Origin of the sequence: Shewanella seohaensis (assembly GCF_023283775.1) — a bacterium.
Classification (GTDB): Bacteria; Pseudomonadota; Gammaproteobacteria; order Enterobacterales; family Shewanellaceae; genus Shewanella; species Shewanella seohaensis.
In genome coordinates, this window is sequence record NZ_JAKILE010000016.1 from 121,913 (window position 1) to 144,575 (window position 22,663).

22 protein-coding genes and 1 tRNA gene are annotated in these 22,663 nt (G+C 49.2%); 12 read left to right on the forward strand and 11 right to left on the reverse strand.

All coding sequences use genetic code 11. The features are described 5' to 3' along the window. Positions 1-6 precede the first annotated feature (6 nt). Positions 7-1,146, forward strand: a complete 1,140-nt coding sequence (locus L2713_RS17495; RefSeq protein ID WP_248968750.1) for an ABC transporter permease — start codon at positions 7-9, stop codon at positions 1,144-1,146. Positions 1,147-1,195: 49 nt separating this feature from the next. Next, the gene (locus tag L2713_RS17500) at positions 1,196-1,456 is read left to right on the forward strand and encodes a phage shock protein B (RefSeq protein WP_248968751.1); all 261 of its coding nucleotides are present in this window, start codon (positions 1,196-1,198) and stop codon (positions 1,454-1,456) included. 169 nt (positions 1,457-1,625) lie between these two features. Here L2713_RS17500 and mog read toward each other — a convergent pair whose 3' ends face one another. From mog to L2713_RS17520, 4 genes are all read right to left on the reverse strand, one after another. Then, a complete protein-coding gene (mog, locus tag L2713_RS17505; RefSeq protein WP_006083754.1) occupies positions 1,626-2,159 on the reverse strand; it encodes a molybdopterin adenylyltransferase in 534 nt (177 codons plus the stop codon). 133 nt (positions 2,160-2,292) lie between these two features. Then, positions 2,293-3,777, reverse strand: coding sequence for an MFS transporter (locus tag L2713_RS17510; protein ID WP_248968752.1), 1,485 nt, complete (start codon positions 3,775-3,777; stop codon positions 2,293-2,295). A 24-nt stretch (positions 3,778-3,801) separates the two neighbouring features. Next, the gene (locus tag L2713_RS17515; RefSeq protein ID WP_041408656.1) at positions 3,802-4,266 is read right to left on the reverse strand and encodes an NlpC/P60 family protein; all 465 of its coding nucleotides are present in this window, start codon (positions 4,264-4,266) and stop codon (positions 3,802-3,804) included. Positions 4,267-4,380: 114 nt separating this feature from the next. Next, on the reverse strand, positions 4,381-5,118 hold the full coding sequence (locus tag L2713_RS17520; RefSeq protein WP_011624704.1) for a sulfite exporter TauE/SafE family protein: 738 nt from the start codon (positions 5,116-5,118) through the stop codon (positions 4,381-4,383). 135 nt (positions 5,119-5,253) lie between these two features. Here L2713_RS17520 and L2713_RS17525 point away from each other — a divergent pair, with 135 nt between their 5' ends. From L2713_RS17525 to L2713_RS17550, 6 genes are all read left to right on the forward strand, one after another. Then, on the forward strand, positions 5,254-6,180 hold the full coding sequence (locus L2713_RS17525) for a pirin family protein (RefSeq protein ID WP_248968754.1): 927 nt from the start codon (positions 5,254-5,256) through the stop codon (positions 6,178-6,180). Between the two features lie 228 nt (positions 6,181-6,408). Beyond that, complete coding sequence (locus L2713_RS17530; protein WP_248968755.1) at positions 6,409-7,455, forward strand: sensor histidine kinase; 1,047 nt, start codon at positions 6,409-6,411, stop codon at positions 7,453-7,455. Then, entirely contained in the window at positions 7,456-8,145 is a 690-nt protein-coding gene (locus L2713_RS17535; RefSeq protein WP_248968757.1) for a response regulator transcription factor, read from the forward strand. A gap of 44 nt (positions 8,146-8,189) precedes the next feature. Then, positions 8,190-8,888: a potassium channel family protein gene (locus L2713_RS17540; RefSeq protein WP_248968758.1), complete on the forward strand. Its 699-nt coding sequence runs from the start codon at positions 8,190-8,192 to the stop codon at positions 8,886-8,888. Between the two features lies 1 nt (position 8,889). Further along, positions 8,890-10,251 carry a TrkH family potassium uptake protein gene (locus L2713_RS17545; protein WP_248968759.1) on the forward strand — a complete coding sequence of 454 codons (1,362 nt, stop codon included), beginning with the start codon at positions 8,890-8,892 and terminating at the stop codon, positions 10,249-10,251. A gap of 620 nt (positions 10,252-10,871) precedes the next feature. Continuing rightward, positions 10,872-12,842, forward strand: a complete 1,971-nt coding sequence (locus L2713_RS17550; RefSeq protein ID WP_248968761.1) for an RNA/DNA-binding domain-containing protein — start codon at positions 10,872-10,874, stop codon at positions 12,840-12,842. A 112-nt stretch (positions 12,843-12,954) separates the two neighbouring features. On the opposite strand, the gene L2713_RS17555 is transcribed toward L2713_RS17550, so the two are convergent. The 4 genes from L2713_RS17555 to L2713_RS17570 form a co-directional block, all read right to left on the reverse strand. Further along, the gene (locus L2713_RS17555; RefSeq protein WP_011620884.1) at positions 12,955-14,139 is read right to left on the reverse strand and encodes a BaiN/RdsA family NAD(P)/FAD-dependent oxidoreductase; all 1,185 of its coding nucleotides are present in this window, start codon (positions 14,137-14,139) and stop codon (positions 12,955-12,957) included. Positions 14,140-14,379: 240 nt separating this feature from the next. Next, on the reverse strand, positions 14,380-15,396 hold the full coding sequence (gpsA, locus tag L2713_RS17560; protein ID WP_011620883.1) for an NAD(P)H-dependent glycerol-3-phosphate dehydrogenase: 1,017 nt from the start codon (positions 15,394-15,396) through the stop codon (positions 14,380-14,382). Between the two features lie 4 nt (positions 15,397-15,400). Continuing rightward, on the reverse strand, positions 15,401-15,886 hold the full coding sequence (secB, locus tag L2713_RS17565) for a protein-export chaperone SecB (RefSeq protein WP_011620882.1): 486 nt from the start codon (positions 15,884-15,886) through the stop codon (positions 15,401-15,403). A 260-nt stretch (positions 15,887-16,146) separates the two neighbouring features. Next, the gene (locus L2713_RS17570) at positions 16,147-16,581 is read right to left on the reverse strand and encodes a rhodanese-like domain-containing protein (RefSeq protein WP_011620881.1); all 435 of its coding nucleotides are present in this window, start codon (positions 16,579-16,581) and stop codon (positions 16,147-16,149) included. 265 nt (positions 16,582-16,846) lie between these two features. Here L2713_RS17570 and gpmM point away from each other — a divergent pair, with 265 nt between their 5' ends. Genes gpmM through L2713_RS17590 form a run of 4 tightly spaced genes read left to right on the forward strand, consistent with a single transcriptional unit; the run spans position 16,847 to position 21,557 of the window. Beyond that, positions 16,847-18,391 carry a 2,3-bisphosphoglycerate-independent phosphoglycerate mutase gene (gene gpmM, locus L2713_RS17575; protein WP_011624693.1) on the forward strand — a complete coding sequence of 515 codons (1,545 nt, stop codon included), beginning with the start codon at positions 16,847-16,849 and terminating at the stop codon, positions 18,389-18,391. 10 nt (positions 18,392-18,401) lie between these two features. Beyond that, the gene (locus L2713_RS17580; protein WP_248968762.1) at positions 18,402-19,535 is read left to right on the forward strand and encodes a murein hydrolase activator EnvC family protein; all 1,134 of its coding nucleotides are present in this window, start codon (positions 18,402-18,404) and stop codon (positions 19,533-19,535) included. A gap of 48 nt (positions 19,536-19,583) precedes the next feature. After that, on the forward strand, positions 19,584-20,789 hold the full coding sequence (locus L2713_RS17585) for a S41 family peptidase (protein ID WP_126512205.1): 1,206 nt from the start codon (positions 19,584-19,586) through the stop codon (positions 20,787-20,789). A gap of 12 nt (positions 20,790-20,801) precedes the next feature. Then, entirely contained in the window at positions 20,802-21,557 is a 756-nt protein-coding gene (locus tag L2713_RS17590) for a divergent polysaccharide deacetylase family protein (RefSeq protein ID WP_248968763.1), read from the forward strand. Here the strand turns inward: L2713_RS17590 and L2713_RS17595 are convergent. The 3 genes from L2713_RS17595 to L2713_RS17605 form a co-directional block, all read right to left on the reverse strand. Then, positions 21,532-21,987 carry an Rrf2 family transcriptional regulator gene (locus tag L2713_RS17595; RefSeq protein ID WP_011620877.1) on the reverse strand — a complete coding sequence of 152 codons (456 nt, stop codon included), beginning with the start codon at positions 21,985-21,987 and terminating at the stop codon, positions 21,532-21,534. The genes L2713_RS17590 and L2713_RS17595 overlap by 26 nt on opposite strands. 21 nt (positions 21,988-22,008) lie before the next feature. Continuing rightward, complete coding sequence (locus tag L2713_RS17600; RefSeq protein ID WP_011715336.1) at positions 22,009-22,263, reverse strand: YkgJ family cysteine cluster protein; 255 nt, start codon at positions 22,261-22,263, stop codon at positions 22,009-22,011. Between the two features lie 313 nt (positions 22,264-22,576). Then, positions 22,577-22,653 (reverse strand) — tRNA-Asp (locus tag L2713_RS17605). Between the last annotated feature and the right edge of the window lie 10 nt (positions 22,654-22,663).

Consider the following 22,663-nt stretch of genomic DNA (forward strand, 5'->3'; position numbering starts at 1 on the left):
ATAATCATGAACAAAATCATCGCAATGGTTCGCAAGGAACTGATAGACGCCGCCCGCGATAAACGCTCTGTGATGGCGGGCCTCTACTACGCCATCGGCACGCCGCTGATCATGTGTGGCCTGTTTATGGTGCTTATCGGCCAGCTGACTAGCCCAGACGATCTCAAAATCAGCATCACTAACCCCGACAAAGCACCGGACTTAGTGAGATTTTTGTCCAACAAGGGCATTACCCAAGGCGAAGCAGGCACTAAGGATCTGAAAGCCATCGAGCTGATTATCAGCCCTGACTATGCCAAGCAGATGAACCAAGGCAAAGGCGCCGAGATCACTATCGTGGCCGATAACTCAGAGGAAAAACTGCAAAACTCGATTCGTCGCTTAGAGAAACAGTTGCAGGCCTACAGCGCCGAAATGGGTAGCCTACGCTTAATCGCCCGTGGCATCGACCCTCGAGTGGTGCAGCCACTGAAAGTGAATGTGCATGACCAAGCCACGACCGACTCTAAGGGCGGGATGATCTTAGGCATCGCCATTTTCACTATGATTTATTCAGTGTTTATCTCGGGGATGAATCTGGCCATCGACACCAGCGCCGGTGAGCGTGAGCGCAACTCCTTGGCATTGTTACTCAGCCATCCGCTGACCACACGCCAGTTAGTGCTCTCTAAAATCATCGCCGTCGGCCTGTTTGCCCTGCTCGGCTTAGTGTTGATTTTACTGGTGTCTAAGGTCGCCTATACCTTCGTGCCTTGGCAGGAACTCGGCTTTAGCGTCAGCATCACCAATGAATTTATGGCGCTAATGTTACTGGTCGGTATTCCCGTCGCGCTGATGGCCGCCTGTCTGCAATTGTTTGTGTCCTTTATGGCGAAAACCTTTAAGGAAGCCCAGTCCTACCTGACCATGGTGTTGTTTGTGCCCTTGGCGCTATCGATGGCGGCCAGCTACAACATAGCGCCGGACATACTGCAATGGTTGCCAGTATCCGGTCAGCAACAGGCGCTGATGGACTTTATCAAAGGTAAGGACATGAGCATGCTGCAACTGCTGGTATCGACGCTCGGCACCTTAGCCATCGCCCTCGTCTTGGCGTTCGGTATGGAAAAATCCTTAAAGAGTGAAAAAGTGGTCTTCGGCTTATAACACTATCGACCCAAGGGGGCTCCGCGCCCTTTGGTTAAAGAGGTCAGTTATGGAAAACGAATATGTGCTGATGGTGATCATGGTAACTTTTGTGGTGGGCGTGAGTGCCACAGAAATGTTTAAGCATTACCTGAAAATCCGCCAACTGGGTGGCGGAAACGAGCGACAGCTTGAGGATAAACTCACGCAACTGAGTTTACAGAATCAAGTACTTACCGAGCGTGTGCAAGTGCTGGAGCGCATAGTGACAGACGCAGAAGACAACACCGCCAAGACCACACTGGCACAGCAAATTGAGGCATTAAAATAGCCGTTAATGCACCGCAGTTAAACTCGTGTTACAGGGTATTAAAGCTGTGTCCATAGGCGCTAAGTCGCAAGTACGCAGCTTGACTTAGCGCGACCACAACAGCCCACAACGAATGCCAATAAAAAACCCAAGCTAGGCTTGGGTTTATGTCATCTTGCTGTGCGGCGCGTTATTTTGCCTTCGGTCTAAAAGGCTTAATCACGGCCTCGTTACACTCGAGGTACGGCCCTTCCATCAGGTCGATGCAGTAAGGGATGGCGGGGAACACCGCATCTAAACATTCGCGGATAGATTTTGGCTTGCCCGGCAGGTTCACAATTAATGAATCCCCCCGTAAGCCCGCAGTTTGGCGCGAGAGAATCGCCGTAGGCACAAACTTTAACGACTCGGCGCGCATCAGTTCACCAAAGCCCGGCATCATGCGATCGCACACGGCCTCAGTCGCCTCAGGCGTGACATCGCGCTTGGCAGGGCCCGTGCCACCCGTGGTCACAATCAAGCAGCAATCCTGCTCATCGGCCATCTTGATCAAAGTCGCTTCAATCACATCCTGCTCGTCGGGGATCACTTGATAAATCGGCTCCCACTCGCTGGTGAGGTAATCATTGAGGGTGTCGATAATGGCCTTGCCCGAGATATCCTCATAAATCCCCGCACTGGCACGATCGCTTACCGTAACAATCCCGATTTTTGCTTTGCTCATATCCCACTCCAAACATCAATCTGTGACTCGACCCCTAAGCACTTTGGGATCCACTAATTTCTCTGCGGCTAAAATAGCATAAAAACAAGGCGAAATGCGCGCCGACAACTCGACTTAGCTCACGTATTAGCAGCTAGTCTGCCGAGCTGACAGCTTTAGGGTGCGGCTCAGTATCATGATCCTTAAGTGGCGTTGCGGGCGAGAGATACCCGACAATCGCGCAGCTAAGCGCCACCAGAGCCGCCGCGATAAAACCCCATTGGAAGGCGTGATGCACAACCTCTATGGGTAACTGCTTTATTGCCGCAATTCCCACCTGCGCCCCGTCGAGCGGCAATAAGCCATAAAGCAACAGACTGAATAAAGCCGTACCAATTGCCGCGCCCATGGAACGACTCAAGGACACCATGGCGGTGATTTGGCTTAAACGCGCCTTGCCCGACACGCTTTGCACCACCAACTGCACGCTGGGCATCACAGTCCCTAAACCAATGCCCACCAGCACACCTAAAGCGCCGATAAGATTCGCATTCGGCGGCATTAAACCGATTAAGAGCAAGCCGATAAAGGCCAAGCCCATGCCGAAGGTCGGCAACCATTTAGGCGCCACATCCCGACTCAACAGCCTGCCAGCGATGGTGGAGCCCGTCACAATGCCAAAGGTCATTGGCATCAGCAGCAAGCCCGTTTTGGCCGGATTGGTGTGCAGACCGACCTGCAAGTAAATAGGTAAAAAGAAGATCATCGCAAACAGGCAGGCGGCAAACAGCGCGGCCGTGAAGAGCGGCATATAAATGGCTTTATTGGCGAGTAAATCCAGCGGTAAGAAAGGACTCTCACGCCGACGTTCCCACCACAACAGAACAAGGGCGCCCACACAGATAAATCCCATAAAGCCTAAACTTGTGGCCGATAGCCAAGCAAAGTCTTGCCCCGCCACGGACAACCAATACAGCAGCGCCGTGATGATAGCGGGAAATAACAGTACGCCGAGTAAGTCAAACCGCCCTTGCCGCACGGGTTTAACACTCTGTTTATGCAAGCGATTAAGTCGCCAAACCGCCAGCATGACCAAAGGAATATTCGCCCAAAATAACCAGTGCCAAGAATAGGCATGCACCACAAAGCCACCAATCACAGGGCCGCCAACACTGGCGAGGGTAAACATTGCGGCAAAATAGCCCTGAAAACGCGCCCTTTGCCGTATCGGCACCAATTCCCCCACAAGGGATTGGGACAGACTCATCAGCCCGCCACCACCGAGGCCTTGGAGTATCCGCCCGGCAATCATATGGTCCATCGTACTGGCACTGGCGGAAACAACAGAACCCAGCGCAAACACCACTAAGGCGATCATCAGGATTTTAGCGCGGCCAAAGTTATCCCCTAGCCAGCCGTAAATAGGCACACTGGCCGCCATCGCCAGCATATAACCGATAGTGATCCACGAGGCTTGCCTGAGGCCGCCAAGATCTTCCACTATCGCTGGGGTGGCGGTGGCAAGTAGGGTTTGATCGACCGCCGCCAGAAACATGGGTAAAAATACGGCGGAGAAAATCGCCAGAAAAACCGAGGTGGGCAGAGGCTCATGTTGGGACGAAGCAGACGCTGGGGTCATAGAGTATCCACCTGTGATTAAGGCTTAAATTCGCCTTGCATTCCAATATTTTGATGCCCAATAACTGTTTAGCAGGCTCGAAATTTTCACCCCTTGACTCGTCGAGACATGGAGAAAATTATTCCCGCCCACATAAATGCCGACATGGTGCGTGCTCCAACCCGTTTTGAAAAACACTAAGTCACCTTTACGCAGTTGGTCCCGCGCCACAGGTTTGCCGAGGGCTTGCTGTTCTTCCACTGTGCGTGGCAGAGTCATGCCCAACATCTTTTGATAAGCGACCGACACAAAGGCCGAGCAATCAATGCCTTTCTTAGTGCCGCCACCTAGGCGATAGGGTACGCCGCGCCATTCGGAATGGAAATCGGCGATATTGCTATCGTTCCAAACGGAGACGGGTTCAACTTGCTTCACCACAGGCTTAGGTTCTGGCGCGCTCGCACAGGCGCCAAGACCTAAGGCTAAGATAACTATCAGTAATCGTTTCATTAGCGTAAAACTCATCGCAGGCAATTCTTGCGTAATATGGGTGCTATCAAAGCGATAACGAAAATATCGTGAAAAAACCGATGGTAACAGCCTAAGCTAATCCCAAGCTTAAAACTATAACGCCGTCCACAATAAACGAATACCCACCAGCACCATTAAAATCAAGATGATGCGTTTAAACAACCTATCGCTGATCTTATCTTGGATCGCCAACCCCAGTTTTACGCCTAACCAAGCCAAAGGCGCAAGTAATAGCGAAATCAGAATGTTACCTTGGTTAATTTGCCCGAGCAGACTGTAAGGTACCAACTTAACCAGATTCACCACCGCAAAAAATACCACTGCCGTGGCTAAAAACTCTGGCTTGGCCAAACGTAGCGGCAGCAAATAGGCATTGAGTGGCGGCCCGCCCGCATGGGCCACAAAGCTGGTAAAACCTGCGGTTAAGCCGCAGAGTCGCCCCACGAGTGGCGAAGGTGTTGCTTGGGTTTTGTCCCCTAATATCAAGCCATAAAGACCAAAACCTAAGGACACACAGCCTAAAATCGCCCGTAAGTAATCTTCATTTAAGCGGTCGAACAACCAATAGGCTATACCTATGCCCACAATCGCCGCGGGTAAAAGGATCCATAATTGGCGAGGATTATGTTGGCCCCACCAAGAACGAACACTTAAAAAATCCATATAAATCAGCAATGGCAACATGATTGCCGCCGCAGTTGCCGGGCTTATGGCCAGCGCTAGCAGGGGCACGGTCAGGCCACCGACGCCGCCGGCAAAACCCGATTTAGAGATCCCAGTGATCAACACCGCTGGAATCGCCACCAGCCAAAAAAGAGGGTCTGTTAACATCCCTTATTCCCAATATTGCGTTAAAGTCATTAAGGTCGAGCATCGAGTAACAGACCTTGAGGGCGATAACATCGCCTCGCTGCACCAGCATAAATGTTAAGTCTATCCGTGTCTAAATGAAGATAAGGAGTCGATATGAGTCAAATGCAAACGTCGCCATTTTACGGCGGCCCAAGGGAATGCCCCGTCGAAGATGGGCGGATCCAAATCCAGCAGATTGCTCCCAAAATCAGTGATGTGGGCGGGATACCCGTGGCGCGGGCGATTCCACAAAAACCGCGTCGACTCATAGGACCTTGGTGTTTTCTGGATCATATTGGCCCTGTCACCGACGGCCCTTTAATGAATGTGGGCGAGCATCCCCATATCGGCCTTCAAACCTTCACTTGGATGCTGGAGGGGGAAATCATGCACAGGGACAGCCTAGGTAGCGCCCAAGTGATCCGCCCAAAGCAGGTCAATCTGATGACCGCGGGCCATGGTATCGCCCACACCGAAGAGTCCGTCGAAGGTCATCGCACTATGCATGCGGTGCAGCTATGGATTGCGCTGCCGCTGGAACACAAAGACACGGCCCCTAGATTCGACCATTATCCCCAGCTGCCCACTTGGCAGGAGGCGGGCGTCGAATTCACCCTATTGATTGGCTCGTGGAGGGATAAACAAGCGCCCACGCTGCACTTTTCACCAATCGTCGCGCTCGATATCTTCGCCGCAGAAGCCACTCAACTGACACTCAGGCTGGATCCGCGATTTGAATATGGCCTAATGCCCCTCGAAGGCCGATTCGATATCGACGACGAGGCCTTTGATAACAATAACCTCGCTTACCTTGGCATGCTACGCGAGAGTGTGACGCTCGAGCTTCACACTGGCGCACGTTTACTGCTGATTGGCGGCGCGCCTCTCGCCGACACCGTCAGTATTTGGTGGAATTTTGTCGGCCACAGCAAGGAAGATATCGCCAGTGCCCAAGCCGATTGGGAGGCCAAGTCCCCACGTTTTGCCACTGTGCCGGGTTATAAGGGCAAACGCTTAATGCCGCCGCCCATTCCTTGGTAACCCAAGCCGTTCATGCGTTAGCGCGAGGCAATCGAGTTAGATTGCCTCGCGTAATGGCGGTATTTGCAGCCACTATCTAATGTAAGACGGTGAGTAGAACCGCCAGCCAGATGTAAATGCCAGACAATAACCACACGCCAAGCCCCAGAAAATTTTACGGATTTTTTACGCGCTATCCCCACAGGCCTTTGCTAGAGTAGCCTTAACTTCAGCAATGCCTTAGCCGTTATGACTTTTGCAAACACAGCCTCCATCAACCAATACTGGCGCACGCACCCCGCGTTATTTACCGCCATGCTGTTAGTGATTGCTCTGCTCACTAGCTATTTGATTGATCACTTTTCAGGCTCGGCCATTGCCGTACTGCTTATCCTGCAATTAGCCGTGGTCGCCGTGGCCCTGCAATGCAGTGCCAACTACGCCTATTTTGTGGCCGTGTTTGGCGCTGTCAGTTTCAATTTTTTATTTACCACACCGCGCTATTCGTTGCAGATGTTCAACGTCGAAGACATAGTCAATCTAAGCGTGTTTTTGCTGGTCGCCCTCACTAGCAGCAAGTTAGCCGAACATTACCGCCGCCAGCAGCAGGCACTCGAACAGGCGCAGCTCAGAAACAGCATTTTGCTCTCTGTCTCCCACGATTTACGCACGCCGCTTGCGACCATTATCGGCACCTTAACCACGCTGAAGGAATACCAAGCTAAACTCAGTCCTGAGCAAAACGAGGAGCTTATCGACTCGGCCGCCGCCGAGAGTCATCGCCTGCACCAATATATTGAAAACCTCTTGCAGGCGACCAAGTTACAACATGGCGCACTCAAATTTAGCCTAGACGAAGCCAATCTACGCGAAGTGTTACAACGTACTATTGCCCGCTTTCAAACCGCGCAACCTAGGATCCAAATTCATAGTGAGTCAGAACTTCCGCCATTAATGATTTGTAGCTCTCTGATTGAACAGGCGATTTTTAATGTGCTCGACAATGCCCTGCGCTACTCGCCCGCAGAACTGCCTGTTACGGTAAATCTGTACCGCCACCAACAGCTGCTACGCATCGATATTCAAGACTTAGGACAAGGCATAGCGCCAGCCGACGCCGAGGCCATTTTCGAGCTGTTTTATCGTCAACATCCCTCGACCGATGGCGGTGCGGGATTAGGCCTAGCGGTCGCCAAAGGCATTATTACCGCCCACAGGGGCAGCATCGGCGCCGAAACTGTCGCTCAAGGCAGCCTGATCCGCATCGCTTTACCCATAACCACGGAGGCGGCATAAATGGCTTACAAGGTCTTAGTGGTGGATGATGAGCCGCAAATCCATACCTTTATGCGGATCTCACTCGAAGCGGAAGGCTTTGAATACTTAAGCGCCACCAGCATAGCCACGGCGCTTAAACAATACCAAAGCCACCAGCCGCACCTTATCGTGCTCGACCTCGGCCTGCCAGATGGCGATGGTATCGAATTGCTCCATGGGCTACGCCAGCAGGATAAGACCCCAGTACTGGTGCTCACCGCCCGCGATCAGGAGGAAGAAAAAATCCGCCTGCTCGAGGCAGGCGCTAACGATTATCTGAGTAAGCCCTTTGGCATCAGGGAATTAGTCGTGCGTATCAAGGTATTAGTCCGTGATCTTGTGGATACCTCAAGCACCATCGATATGCTGCAATTTGGCCCGCTCACTCTACAAAAGAGCAGCCATCAATGCTGGCTCAATCAACAGGAAGTGGCGCTTACCAAAAAGGAATTTGCCCTGCTCGCCCAACTCATGTCCCACCCGGGACAATTACTGAAACAGAGCGAACTGCTGCGCAATATCTGGGGCGAGACTCACCAGGAAGATAGCCACTATCTGCGGATTCTAGTCCGCCAACTGCGTAAAAAGCTCAACGACAGCGACGAACAGCAGCTGATCAAAACCGAGCCCGGCTTAGGGTATCGACTCACCGACCTCGGCCCGCCCTAGGCCAACTCGCCTCACTCTTTAGCTCAACCACAAAAGGATATGAAATGGCACATTTTACTGTCATCGGATTAGGCCGCTTCGGCGTTGCCGCGAGCCTCGAACTCATCCACTTAGGCCACACGGTTACCGGTGTCGATAGCGACCCAAAAATCGTTGAAAAATATGTAGAAAGTCTTACAGAAGCGGTGATTTGCGACTGCGCCGATGAGGCGTCGCTGCGCGAACTCGATCTGACCAACTGCGAGGTCGTGCTGGTCGCTATCGGTGAGGATATGCAGTCTAGCTTGCTATGCACACTGGCACTGAAAAACCTCGGCGTGCAGACGATTTGGGTCAAGGCCAGCACCAAGGCGCACCATACCATAGTGTCGAAACTCGGCGTTGCCCGCATTATTCATCCCGAAGAAGAAATGGGGATCCGCGTCGCCCAGTCGCTTAACTATCCTATGGTGAATAACTTTCTTGCCATCGGCGATGGGCTTTATATTGTTGAAATTCATATTAAAGCCCAGTTGCATCACACCACTGTTGGCCAACTGCTCGGGAGCTTGCAGGAGCACAGCGCCGATGAGCAAACCAATGTCCCACGCAATCCTAAGGGCAAGGTAGCGGCGCTGATGGTTAAGCGTGAGCACAACGTATTTAGCAAGATTGATAGCGACTTTAGCCTGCACACAGAGGATGCCCTATTCCTCTGCGGTAGCCGTGCCGAGTTAAAACAGCTCGCACCAAGGTTGGTGTAACGTGGTTCAATGGCATCCTTCGCTCACCCTAGAGCACACACCTAAAAGCGGCAAAAAACTCTTTGGCGCGCCGCCCTTTATCTTAAGTGTCAGTTTTGCTCTGCTGATCTTACTTGGCACTTGCTTGCTTAAACTGCCCATCGCCACCGAGTCGCCCATTACTTGGCTGCAAAGCCTCTTTACCGTGACCTCGGCGGTGACGGTCACAGGGCTTGTGGTCGTCGATACAGGCAGTGTGTTCACGCCCTTTGGCCAAGTGATTATCGCGCTGTTAATTCAATGCGGCGGCCTAGGTTTGATGACCTTTGCCATAGTCACACTAATAGCGCTGGGCGGTAAGATAGGTTTCTTGCAGCAAACTGTGGCGAAAGAAGCGTTTAATCAAACCGATACCTCCACCTTAGTCTCGACCGCTAAGGCCGTGTTGATGTTTTCACTATTGGTTGAAGCTGTGGGAATGCTGATTTTATCTGCCTACTGGAGCGGCGAGTTGGGCTGGCAAACCAGCCTGTTTCATGGCTTCTTTTATACCGTTAGCGCCTTTAATAACGCGGGTTTTGCCCTAAGCCCAGATAGTTTAATCCCCTATGTGGCCGACCCAGTCGTTAACCTCACCATCACAGGTTTATTTATTGTGGGCGGCCTTGGGTTTTCGGTGTGGATTGACCTCAAGCGCAATAAACGTTGGGCTAAACTCACCGTCTACAGCCGCATGATGATAACTGGCACCATACTGATCAATGCCGTAGCCGTGATAGCCATTTACCTGATTGAGTACAACAACCCCAACACCCTCGCGCCCTTAAGCGAACTCGGCAAATGGCTAGCCTCTTGGTTTCAGGCCGTAACCCCGCGCACCGCAGGCTTTAACACCCTACCCATAGACCAACTCGAGGATGGTTCCACCCTATTGATTTTAGTGCTGATGTTTATCGGCGGCGGCTCCCTCAGCACCGCCAGCGGCATTAAGGTCGTGACCTTTATGGTGCTTATTCTCGCCACCTACGGCTATTTACGCCGCGATGAAGCAGTGTATGTGTTTAAGCGGGAAATCCCCAAAGACACCATTAGCAAGGCACTCGCCCTGACGATGATCTCCATCGGCGTCACTTGGCTGGCAATATTCGCCCTCGTGCTTACCGAAAAAGCCCCAATTATGGATATCGCCTTCGAAGCCGTATCCGCCCTCGGCACAGTTGGGCTATCCCGCGGATTAACAGGCAATTTATCCAGTGCAGGCCAAGGAATTATTATCTTTATGATGTTTATGGGGCGCCTCGGCCCACTGATGCTGGCCTACTTCCTTGCCAACCCAAGGGTAAAAAAGCTGCGCTATGCAGAAACCAAATTGGCGATTGGGTAAATTAATTAGTTGGAAGGCTGGCTCTGAAAATAGTCAGTGCCGCCGTACAAGCATGTTCACCGCTAGCTCGTCCGTTTCTTTTAAAATAACTATTCCGATAGGCTATTCAATGGCTTCATGCCATTGAAAACCATATCAGTGCACTCTATGTCTCAGAATTCCGCCAACTGAGTCATTCTTTCTAAGCCACCCATTGTGATCACCTTGAAAAACGACGAAAGCACTCCCGCCATGTATCTAACTATCTGATGAAATAAGCTATCCATTGATTATCCACTTCAACCTTTATCCGCTATAGTGGATGTTGCATAATATTCCATTGACCAAACTCTAGCTAACTCATTGCCAATGAATAAAAAACTCACCTTCGCTCTATCAAAATTCGACTTTTACACCTTAGCAAAAATACGCTTGGTTATAGCACGAAAGATACTGTAGGTTATATTCCATACTATCAGTGCCTTTGTTTTTATGTGTAGCAGTTAAACCCATTAGTAGAACCAATGAGGCTAAAGTTTGAATGAAGACTTTAGCTAATTAAGCAAGAACTTTGAGTTAATCAATAACTGAAGCTACTAAGTATATTCATTAACTAAAAAGTCGGGTGGTAAGCAATAGATATGTTTCAAATACAGGATTTAGTCGACCTTCAAGCCTTATCAGAGTCGGCAGAGTTGGAATTTAAATTGGCTCAAGGACAAGATGGTAAAGGTAAATTACCTGATGATTTTTGGCCAACTTACAGCGCAATGGCCAATTCTCGTGGTGGCTATGTTGTTCTCGGTGTGCGTGAGAAAAATGGACAACTGACATTAGCTGGGATTGAAGATATAGAAATTGTTCACAAACAATTATTTGATATTGCAGGAAATAATGCAAAAGTAAACATCAACTTACTGACAAACGATAGTGTTCAAACGGTAAATATTGAAGGTAAATCACTACTGGTTATAGAAATTCCAACCGCTCGTCGTGACCAAAAGCCCATCTATCTGAAAAATCAGCCTATGAAGGAGACTTACACTCGTCTACACGAAGGTGATCACCGCTGTAGTGAAGAACAAGTTAAGCGGATGATGGCAGAGCAAGTAGAGGATAGCCGAGATGATAAAATTCTCACTGGTTTTGACTTCTCTGATATCGACATGGACAGCCTCAAAGCATACAAGAACTTATTTTCAGTTGCTAAACCGCAACATCCTTGGCTGGAATTAGACCTTTTTGAACTGTTTAAAAAGCTGGGTGGATGGCGAAAAGATCGTCAGACGAATGTTGAAGGTATAACGTTAGCTGGAGTATTGATGTTCGGTACATGGGATGCGATTCAAGACGCTGTCCCGAATTACTTTGTTGACTATCGCGAACGAGATGAAGCAAGTGTTGAGCGTTGGGTTGACCGCCTGTACCCCGATGGCTCTTGGTCTGGAAATGTGTTTGATTTCTATCGTCGAACATACCGGAAATTGGTCACGGACTTAAAAGTACCATTTGAACTTCAAAATGGTATTCGCTTGGATGATTCAAAAGCCCACGAGGCTATTCGTGAAGCATTAGTGAATACGCTTGTTCATGCAGATTACACAGGACGAAGTTCCATCCTCATAGTAAAGCGGCCTGATTTGTTTGGTTTTCGAAATCCAGGGTTGATGCGTGTCCCCCCTGAAATTGCTGTAAAAGGTGGTGAGAGCGATTGTCGAAACCGCAGGATGCATCAAATGTTTTTGATGATTGGTGCGGGAGAGCGTGCTGGTTCAGGAATTCCCAAAATATATAGTGGATGGGAATGGGCTAAGTGGCGAACCCCGAAGTTATACGAAAAATATGAACCGTCAGAGCAAACACTATTAGAGCTATCAACAGCTAGCCTTATCCCAGAAGAAGTAACTCAGTTATTAGCTGTTAAGTTTGGTAACACTACCTTTTATTCACTTAATGAACTTGAGCAGATGATTGTTGTAACAGCAGCAATTGAAGGCTGGGTAAACCACGAACGAGCTTGTCAGCTAACCAGCAAGCATTCTCGTGATGTTACGCTGGCTTTACCTCGACTAGTAGATAAGGGCTTTCTTGTCGCAAGTGGAAAGAAAAGAGATAAGTCATACTGCTTACCTGGAATGGAGCTGCCATCCCCAGAGGAAGTTTTTTCTAATGCGTTAACCCCAATAAATAACTTAACGCATAACGCCAAAAGCTTAACGCATAGCACTGGTAACTTAACGCATAACAACAATAATGCTATTGTTCCGAACGAAACTAGAGATAATAAAGGCAGGTTTATCAGTTATTTAATTGATAAGCCATTTATCGATAGCCTTGATGTGTTAAGCGAATCATTTCGACAAGAGCTTAACGCTTTAGCCGCTCCTGCCAGAGAACAGCGTCGATTAGATACAGTTACTATGAAGTCGGTGATTGCTGGCCTCTGTCAAGAACATTACATCTCTGTTTCTGTTTTGGAAATGATATTAGATCGTAAACCTCAGAGCTTACGACAAAATTACTTGAAGCCTATGATTTCAGAAGGGTTGCTAAAAATGGCGTTTCCTCATAAGCCTAATTCACCAAAACAGGGGTATACCACGGCGGACTAATTTTACGTTAGGAATCGACTTCTAGTATAAGTAGGTTTATATCCCTAACATCAATAGGCGAAATTACAACTAAGTAAATCTACTTTGTCTTCGTTCTAATTCCCGACTTAAACTAAACCACCCTTCCTGCTGCCACGCCAGATGCCCAGGCCCATTGAAAATTAAACCCGCCTAACCAACCGCTAACATCCATCACTTCGCCGATAAAAAACAGGCCGGGGACTTTTATGGCTTCCATGGTTTTGGAGGAGAGTTCATGGGTATCCACGCCGCCGAGTGTCACTTCGGCGGTGCGATAACCTTCCGTGCCATTCATTAAGACTGTCCAGCGGTGCAGATCGTCGACTAACTTGGCGCGCTCTGCATGAACCAGCTGATTTAAGGCTTTGTTGAGTAAAGCTTCATCGAATAACACTTCCACCAGCCGCTTAGGTAACCACTGACTTAAGGTATTACGCAGACTCTGTTTAGGATGTGCGGCCAGTTGTTGCTCTAAAGCCTGCGCGGCATCCATATTGGGTAATAGATTGATTTCTATGGTTTCGCCCGCTTTCCAATAGTTGGAAATCTGCAAAATAGCGGGGCCAGATAAGCCTCTGTGGGTGAAGAGTAAGGCTTCGCTAAAGGCGGTGCCATCTTTGGCGGTAATACGGCTCGGTACGGCAATGCCCGACAATGGTTCGAAGCGAATTTTATCTTCGCTGTGCCAAGTAAAAGGCACCAGACCCGCGTGAGTTGGCAACACCTTAAGCCCAAACTGCTCGGCCAATTGATAGCCGTAGGGCGTAGCGCCAAGTTTTGGCATTGATAAACCGCCGGTGGCGATCACTAAGGAGTCGCAACTTAACTCGCCATTTGAGGTGTTTAGCTCAAAGCGGCCAGCCTCAGTTTTGCTCACCGCCAGAATATCGGTACGCAACTTAATGCTCACGCCCGCCCATTCACATTCGGTCAGCAGCATAGTGACTATCTCTTTGGCCGAGTCATTACAAAACAGCTGGCCATGATCGCGCTCGTGGTATTCAATGCCGTGGCGCTCAACCAGTTCAATAAACTGCTGCGACGGATAACGCGCCAATGCGGATTTGACAAAGTGTGGGTTGCCACAGATAAAGTTGGCGGGTTCGACTTTAAGGTTGGTAAAGTTACAACGGCCGCCACCGCTGATAAGGATTTTACGCCCAGCCTGCTTGGCATTATCGAGTACCAGTACATCACGACCTCGGTAACCCGCTGTTGCAGCACACATTAATCCTGCGGCGCCGGCTCCGATAATAATTACATCATGATGTTTCACACTCATACTCCAGTCGATAAGTTAAGTTGGCTATTGCCCATCATCCCAAATAGTTCCAAAGACTGAGTGACAGTATTGGTCTTTGATATTGGGGTAGATATTCCGCGTTCAGCATCCAGCCTTGATGGATACAGCCAATACAGACTGCTGCCTATCACATTAAGGCGATAGCGATCGGACATAAAAAAGGGCGCTATTTTAGCACCCTTTATTTTATTCAGCATCATCACGACTCGCGCTTTATTGCGCTGGCGTTTCTGATTTCTTTTCTCTGCTGAGCAGTTCTTTGGCGGCATCCAAGGGCGCTTTGCCTTGGTATAACACTTGGTAGATTTGCTCGGTGATCGGCATTTCGACGCCCATGCGCTTCGCCAGCGTAAACACTTCTTTAGTATTGCGATAACCTTCAACCACTTGGCCGATTTCGGCCTGTGCGGTATCCACATCGCAGCCTTTACCTAAGGCTAAACCAAAGCGACGGTTACGGGATTGGTTGTCGGTACAAGTCAACACTAGGTCGCCTAATCCAGCCATGCCCATAAAGGTGGCGGTGCTGGCGCCTAAGGCTTCGCCTAAGCGGGTTAACTCGACCAAACCACGGGTAATTAACGCCGTTCTGGCGTTGGCACCAAAGCCAATACCGTCGGACATGCCCGCACCAATCGCGATAACGTTCTTCACCGCGCCGCCTAATTGCAGGCCGATAAAGTCGTCGTTAGCATAAACGCGTAAACGTTTAGGGCTGTGCAGCAATTCCACTAGCTCAGCGGTAAATTTAGGACAAGTACCCGCAACCGAAATCGCCGTGGGTAACCCCATGGCTAATTCCTTCGCAAACGTCGGTCCTGACAATACCGCCAGAGGATATTGCTCGCCTAACACATCACGGGCCACATCTTGCAGCAAACGTCCGGTTTCAGGCTCGAGTCCTTTGGTCGCCCATACGATGCGAGCATCTTGGCGTAACAAAGGTTTCGCTTGGGCCAGTACCGAGCCAAACACATGGCTAGGTACCACAACCAGCACATTATTGCTGGCCGCTAAGGCTTTGGCTAAGTCGGCTTCGATATGTAAACACTCGGGGAAGGCAATACCTGGCAGGAATGCTTGGTTGCATTTGTCCTGAGCGAGCGTTTGCATATGGGCAGGATCGTGCCCCCACAACAAGGTCTTATGACCATTGCTGGCTAGAGAGATGGCAAGGGCGGTGCCATAAGAGCCCGCCCCTAACACCGTGATATCGGCAGAGTTTTTCATGTAATTAAGCGTTAGCTTCTTCGGCTGCTGGTGCAGCTGCTGCGGCTTGACGTTGTTGCACGTATTGTGCGAACAGAGCGTCGAAGTTTACTGGTGCTAAGTTCAGTTGTGGGAAAGTACCACGACCTACTAAGCTACCTACAGCTTCACGCGCATATGGGAATAGGATGTTAGGGCAGTATGCACCTAATGAGTGAGCCAGTTGTGGCTCAGTCAGACCTGCGATTGAGAAGATACCTGCTTGTTGTACTTCACACAGGAATGCAGTTTCGCCAGCGTTTTGTGCAGTCACAGTCAAAGACAGAACCACTTCGTATACGTCATCGGCTAATTTAGCGCTGCGAGTGTCTAAATCTAACTTAACTTCTGGATTCCATTCTTTTTGGAATACAGCTGGGCTGTTAGGTGTTTCGAAAGAAACATCTTTAGTGTAAACACGTTGGATGTTGAATTGTGGGGCTTGTTGTTCGTTGTTTGCTACTTCAGCCATAATTTCCTACCTATCCTATCAATGTTATGCCAACACTTATCTGGTTGGCTTTTTTGTCTATTTAGCTGGGCTTATGCTTTGATGCCTGAATGAGATCTCAGTACCGTCCCAACGTTCCCTTAACGGGGTACTTTTGAAGTCAATCTAAATACTTAATTTAAGCCCTTAGTGACCACAGGATTAGTATGCCAAACAATGATGACGCAACTGCTGCACAATCAATTAACTATGCAGCACAGCGCATAACTGCCGCCGACAACTTATCTTTTGCTTTTTGAAACAGGCATATTCGCTGCCTGCCATTCACCCATACCACCTTTCAAGTTATACAGGTTTTCAAAACCTTGTTTACTTAAAAGCTGAGCCGCTTGAGACGAGGTCATGCCAGCATTGCATACCAGTATAATGGGACTGCCTTTGAACTTTTCAAGGGCTGAAACCTGATTATTTTTGATATCCGCGAGCGTAACGTTAACTGCATCAACAATATGGCCCTTACGGAACTCGTCATTTGAACGCACATCCACGACTTTAGCGTCTTGTCTGTTCACCATAGTGGTGAGTTCTTGATGAGTGACATTTTTGATTTTAGAGAAGCTCGATTTGATCACACTGACCACAAGCATTACAAACAAACCCACCCAAGCCAGACTTAGCATAGTGTGAGCCTTAAAAAATTCGATATATTCTTGCATGGTTACAGCCCGTATAAATGGCGAAAAATTCGATAAGGGCACAGAGTATACCCATTGCCTTGGCAGATTGCAGCAGTTTAGTCACAGTTCTAGAACACAGCTCAGCCCTTGCGCCATCTCGCTTCTCTTGGCGCTCACAGAATCTGCTCAAATAGCGATTCGATGACCTTAATCTAGGTAAAGCGCTTTTTCGTACCCCGCTTACGTAGTAATATTTAACCAATTTCAGATTTCTTTAGCTTCCTTAAACTTTAAAGGTATCACCATGACGACAACTAAACGTCCAATCGCGTTGTTGATCCTCGATGGCTGGGGTTACCGTGAAAATACGCATATGAATGCGATTTACCACGCCAACACACCAGTACTCGACCGTCTCAACGCCCAATATGCCCACGGTTTAATTTCAGGTTCAGGCTTAGATGTAGGCTTGCCCGATGGGCAGATGGGGAACTCTGAAGTAGGCCATATCAACTTAGGTTCTGGCCGAATCGTTTACCAAGAGCTGACCCGCATCAGCAAAGCCATTGCAGATCATGAGTTTGAACAAAACCCAGCCCTTTGCGATGCCGTCGATGCTGCTGTCAAAGCCGGCGGTGCAGTGCACATTATGGGTCTGCTCTCTCCCGGTGGCGTACACAGCCATGAAGAGCATATCGAAGCCATGTGCCGTATGGCGGTAGCGCGCGGTGCCACTAAAGTGTACTTACATGCCTTCTTAGATGGTCGCGATACCCCACCTCGTAGCGCCAAAGGCAGCCTAAGCCACTTTGATGATCTGTTTACTACATTGGGCCATGGCCGTATCGCCTCTATTATTGGCCGTTACTTTGCCATGGACCGCGATAACCGTTGGGACCGCGTGTCTCAGGCGTACGATTTGATCACTCAAGGCAAGGCGAAGTTCCAATACGATAACGCCGTGACCGCGTTAGAAGCCGCTTACGAGCGTAACGAAAACGATGAGTTTGTGTCGTCTTCAGCCATTACCGATAGCGAAGGCAAGGTTGCCAGCTTAAACGATGGCGACGCACTGATTTTCATGAACTTCCGCGCCGACCGTGCTCGTCAAATCACCCGTAGCTTTATCAATGCCGATTTCGATGGTTTTGAACGTGCAGTGACGCCAAAGGTTAACTTTGTAACGCTGACCGAATACGCAGCCGATATCAAAGCACCTATCGCTTATCCTTCTGAAAACCTCGTGAATACCTTAGGTGAAGTGCTGCAAAACCGTGGCCGTACTCAGTTACGTATCTCCGAAACTGAAAAATACGCCCATGTGACCTTCTTCTTCAACGGCGGTAAGGAAGAGCCATTTAACGGTGAAGATCGTATCCTGATCAACTCACCTAAAGTGGCAACCTACGACTTGCAGCCTGAGATGAGCTCAACCGAGCTGACGGACAAGTTAGTCGCAGCGATTGAATCCGCTCAATACGATGTAATTATCTGTAACTACCCGAACGGTGATATGGTGGGTCATACTGGCAACTTCGATGCGGCGGTTAAAGCCTGCGAAGCAGTTGATGCCTGTATCGGCCGCGTAGTTGACGCACTGGCGAAAGTGGGCGGCGAATGTATTATTACCGCCGACCACGGCAACGCCGAGCAGATGACCGACGAAACCACTGGCCAAGCCCATACGGCGCATACCAGCGAACTCGTGCCCTTTGTGTTTGTTGGCCGTGACGCCACCATAGATGAAGGTGGTAAACTGAGCGATGTCGCCCCAACGATTCTGCACCTGATGGGTGAAACCATTCCCGCAGAGATGACGGGTAAGCCCTTAATCCACGTAAAAGAGTAGTTGTTACCTAGTGAGCACTCGACTCCCCGTTAAAGCCAGCATTATTGCTGGCTTTATGATGTTATCTTTCTCGGTCTACGCTTCTGATTTGGAGAAGCGTCAGTCCGAGTTGAAATCCATCCAAGCGCAAATCAACCAGCAACAAAGTGCGCTCAAAAACACCAGTAAACAGCGGGAAAAGTTACTCGCCTTGCTGCGTAGTGACGAAGAGGCGATTGCGGCAGCAGCCAAAAAGGTCAATAGCACCAAAAACAGTTTGGCGCAGATTGATACTAAGCTCGCCGAACTCAAACAGCGCCAGGAAGAGTTAGAAACCCTCAAGATCAGCCAGCAAAAAACGCTCTCAAAACAACTCTCGAGCGCCTATCTTGCCGGTAACCACGATTACACTAAGATGATGCTGAATCAGCAGAGTCCCGCCACGATTGAGCGGATGTTGGCCTATTACCAATACCTCAATAAGGCACGCATGAACTCGATTAACGAGTTAAAGAAAACCATCACCGAACTAGATGAAATTAAAGTCTCGCAAACCAGCAAGCAAAAACAATTAACTAAGCTGATAGCCGAGCAACAAGTGCAATCGAAGCGCTTGAACCAAGAACAAGATCAACGCCAGCTAACCCTAAAAGAATTACAGCGCACTCTGAATACCAAGGGCGCCGAACTCGAACAACTGCAAATTGAAGAGGCCAGCTTAAAACGAGTGGTTGAGCAAGCGCTTAAGGCAATGCGTGATAACCCCTCGATGGAAGGCTTCGATAAACAAGGCGGAAAACTCAAGTGGCCGACTAAAGGTCGTGTCAGTGCCAGCTTTGGCAGCCCAAGATCCGGCCAAGTGGTGTGGAAAGGCACTATGCTCTCAGCACCCGAAGGGCAAAATATTCGCGCAGTTTCCGGCGGTAAGGTCATTTATGCCGACTGGCTTAAAGGCTTTGGTATGGTGATGGTGATAGACCATGGTAAAGGTTATATGAGCCTCTACGGCCATGCGCAGGCTCTGTTAAAAAGCCCTGGGGACATGGTCAAAACCGGTGAAGCTATTGCTTTAGTCGGACGTTCGGGTGGACAGACAGAGCCTGGCCTATACTTTGAAATAAGGTATAAGGGGCAAGCGGTCGATCCAGCCAAGTACTGTCGTTAATCAGTACTGTCGCTAAGGTGGCCGTCCCCATCATCACAGGGGACGGCTATGAAACAACTAATCCGCAATATCGTCTGCCTTGGACTCGGCCTAAGCCTAGGTCTGTCCATTAGCCTCTCCAGCCAAGAGAATGCCAAGTCATATCAGAGTGACTTCGACTACCCGCTATTGCAGGATGTATTAGAAACGGTCGAAACCTATTACGTTAAAACCGTTTCCAAAGATGAGCTGGTGCAAGCCGCCATTAAAGGGATTTTTGAGCATTTAGATCCCTATTCCAGCTTTTTAAATCACCAAGAGTTACTCGACTTAAAAGACTCAAATCGGGGCGAATACTTCGGCTTTGGCTTTGAGGTCGCCAGCGATAAAGACCATATCAGCATTATCGCGCCCTTTGCCAATTCCCCCGCCGAACAGGCCGGTATCCAAGCGGGTGATATCATTATCAAGCTGAATGACACGCCAACGACCGAAACCAACCTTGCGGATATCCTCAATCAAATCAAACAACATAGCCTCAGCAATCAAAGTATCCGCCTGACGCTTAAACACCGTAATGATGCCGTGGAATTTGAGGTATCCCTTAAGCCCAGTACAATTACGATTCAATCTGTCGCCAGCAAATTGCTGGATGGTAATATCGGCTACATTAGGCTCAGTAGCTTTCAAGAGAACTCCACCGAAGACATGGTGCGCAGTTTAAGCCAGTGGCAAAACGCGCATCTTACAGGCCTGATTTTAGATTTACGCAATAATCCCGGCGGCTTGCTGGATCAGGCAATCAAGATTGCCGATCTGTTTTTAGCGAAGGGCCGAATCGTCTCAACCTCTGGCCGCTTTTTCGATGCCAACTCCGACTATTACGCCTCACCGCAAACCATGCTGACTAATGTGCCTATGTTAGTGCTGATCAACAAAGGCTCTGCCTCCGCCTCCGAAGTCCTCGCAGCCGCCCTGCAGGAAAATGGCCGCGCCAAACTACTCGGTGAAACGAGCTTTGGCAAAGGCACAGTGCAAAGCCTGATCCCCATACTGAACGACGGCAATGCCATCAAGCTCACCATCGCCCAGTACAACACACCCAGAGGGGAAAACATTCACGATATCGGCATAGTGCCCGACATTAAAGTTGCAACCGAAACTGGCTCCAATCAAAAGAATATGGCTATAATCGACGCCATCTCAGCACGAACCGATGTTAGCCAAGACAGCCTAGTCACCTCGGCAATCGCTTGGATGCAACATCATGACTAATAAGAAGAAATAGTGCGTCTATTTTACATATTGGCCCTTTGGGCTCTGAGCATTGCGTCAAGCAATGCGGCCCAAATCGCCTTGATCATCGATGATATTGGCTATCGCCACACCGACGAAGCCGTGTTGTCACTCCCAAGCGCAGTCACCTTGTCGGTGCTGCCACATACGCCGCTCAGCAATAAATTAGCCAAAGCCGCGCATGCGAAAGGCCACGAAATTATGCTGCACTTACCCATGCAGGCACTCAATGGCAAAGCCTTAGGTGTTGGTGGTTTAACGAATAATATGAGCGAAGCACAGATACGTAGCAGTGTACTTGCTGCCATCGCCAGTGTGCCCTTTGCTAAAGGCGCCAACAATCATATGGGAAGCCTACTAACGCAGCTCGATGATCCTATGCTGTGGGTGATGGAAACGTTAAAGCAGAAACAGCTCTACTTTGTCGATAGTATGACAACCAAGTTCACTAAGGCGGGAGATAAGGCAGATTCGCTCGGCGTGCCACAGCTACGACGCCAACTCTTTCTCGATAATGACGTCAGTGCCGCAGCATTGGAAAAACAGTTTAATTTGATGATAAGTCAGGCTCACTCGCAAGGCAGTCTAGTGGCTATCGCTCATCCTTACCCCGAAACCATTCACTTCTTAAAAACGAACTTAGCGCGCCTAAAGGCGGAAGGGATTGAGCTAGTACCGACATCAAACTTGTTGCCCATCGAACTAGCCCATGAGAAAGGCGCTAATCCAACTGTAAGACAGAGATAGTCATGTCTGGCAGCAGTGCCAACAGCTCATTTCGATTACTGACAATGTCCTGCAGGCTGTATTGATCGAGTACGTTTAAATACGCCTCAACGGCTTGGGCTAACACGCCCTTCAACTGGCAGGCGGGAGTAAAACGGCAATAGGGTTTGCTGCAATCAATCGGTGCCAGAGAGTTCTCTAACGCACGGATCAACTGCCCGAGGTTAATCTCGCTCGCAGGTTTCCCTAAACGAAATCCGCCCATTTTACCGCGTATGGTTTCCAGATAACCTAATTTGCCTAAGTGATGCACAATCTTCGAGACATGATTTGGCGACAAATCAAATACCTCGGTAATCTCTGCGATCCTAAAAAGGGTTGTTCTATCGGGCTGAACCGCCAGATACATCAGCGTACGAACACCAAAGTCGGTATAGCGTGTTAACTGCATAATTCACCTGTCAGCAATAAACTATTGAGATGTTTGAGTTTCAAGGTTTGTGATCAACCAGAGCGCCTCTTCATTAGAATGTCCACAGACATCTAAAGAGGCGTCAAAATCACTACAAACCGCAGGACGATCAGGCGAGCCGAAAATCAAACATAAATTATCATCACTGAGCTGCACACAGCGTTCCCCAGCCGCCTTACCATTTGGCATACCTGGGATCCCACTGCTAATAGAAGGTGCAATACAACAAGCACCGCAGCCTAAACGACAATTCATTTTATTACTCGTAAAAGTTGGTAGACATTATAACGTTTAATTGATGTGAAGGCAGAAGCACAGTTCAATACTGCCAAGTGGCGCACAACCGCATTCCCACAAATGAAAAACTAGCCCGTCTTACCATAAAAATGAGCAGTTTATCATAAACAAATCGCTAAGCTCTTTTAATCAAACCAAGCTGGTAACGACTTGCCAAAAGTAAGCCGTTATCCGTGATACCCCAGTCAACGAATTCGTTGTAAGCGGAAATAGACAAAACAGCATAACGAAAAAAGCCTCTGCATTACTGCAGAGGCTTATCTCTTAATGTTGGCGGAGCGGACGGGACTCGAACCCGCGACCCCCGGCGTGACAGGCCGGTATTCTAACCAACTGAACTACCGCTCCTTTAACTTAA

Coding starts and splice junctions, on each gene's coding strand:
- L2713_RS17495 (WP_248968750.1), top strand. CDS start 7: ATGAACAAAATCATCGCAATGGTTCGCAAGGAACTGATAGACGCCGCC.
- L2713_RS17500 (WP_248968751.1), top strand. CDS start 1,196: ATGGAAAACGAATATGTGCTGATGGTGATCATGGTAACTTTTGTGGTG.
- mog (WP_006083754.1), bottom strand. CDS start 2,159: ATGAGCAAAGCAAAAATCGGGATTGTTACGGTAAGCGATCGTGCCAGT.
- L2713_RS17510 (WP_248968752.1), bottom strand. CDS start 3,777: ATGACCCCAGCGTCTGCTTCGTCCCAACATGAGCCTCTGCCCACCTCG.
- L2713_RS17515 (WP_041408656.1), bottom strand. CDS start 4,266: ATGAAACGATTACTGATAGTTATCTTAGCCTTAGGTCTTGGCGCCTGT.
- L2713_RS17520 (WP_011624704.1), bottom strand. CDS start 5,118: ATGTTAACAGACCCTCTTTTTTGGCTGGTGGCGATTCCAGCGGTGTTG.
- L2713_RS17525 (WP_248968754.1), top strand. CDS start 5,254: ATGAGTCAAATGCAAACGTCGCCATTTTACGGCGGCCCAAGGGAATGC.
- L2713_RS17530 (WP_248968755.1), top strand. CDS start 6,409: ATGACTTTTGCAAACACAGCCTCCATCAACCAATACTGGCGCACGCAC.
- L2713_RS17535 (WP_248968757.1), top strand. CDS start 7,456: ATGGCTTACAAGGTCTTAGTGGTGGATGATGAGCCGCAAATCCATACC.
- L2713_RS17540 (WP_248968758.1), top strand. CDS start 8,190: ATGGCACATTTTACTGTCATCGGATTAGGCCGCTTCGGCGTTGCCGCG.
- L2713_RS17550 (WP_248968761.1), top strand. CDS start 10,872: ATGTTTCAAATACAGGATTTAGTCGACCTTCAAGCCTTATCAGAGTCG.
- gpsA (WP_011620883.1), bottom strand. CDS start 15,396: ATGAAAAACTCTGCCGATATCACGGTGTTAGGGGCGGGCTCTTATGGC.
- secB (WP_011620882.1), bottom strand. CDS start 15,886: ATGGCTGAAGTAGCAAACAACGAACAACAAGCCCCACAATTCAACATC.
- L2713_RS17570 (WP_011620881.1), bottom strand. CDS start 16,581: ATGCAAGAATATATCGAATTTTTTAAGGCTCACACTATGCTAAGTCTG.
- gpmM (WP_011624693.1), top strand. CDS start 16,847: ATGACGACAACTAAACGTCCAATCGCGTTGTTGATCCTCGATGGCTGG.
- L2713_RS17585 (WP_126512205.1), top strand. CDS start 19,584: ATGAAACAACTAATCCGCAATATCGTCTGCCTTGGACTCGGCCTAAGC.
- L2713_RS17595 (WP_011620877.1), bottom strand. CDS start 21,987: ATGCAGTTAACACGCTATACCGACTTTGGTGTTCGTACGCTGATGTAT.
- L2713_RS17600 (WP_011715336.1), bottom strand. CDS start 22,263: ATGAATTGTCGTTTAGGCTGCGGTGCTTGTTGTATTGCACCTTCTATT.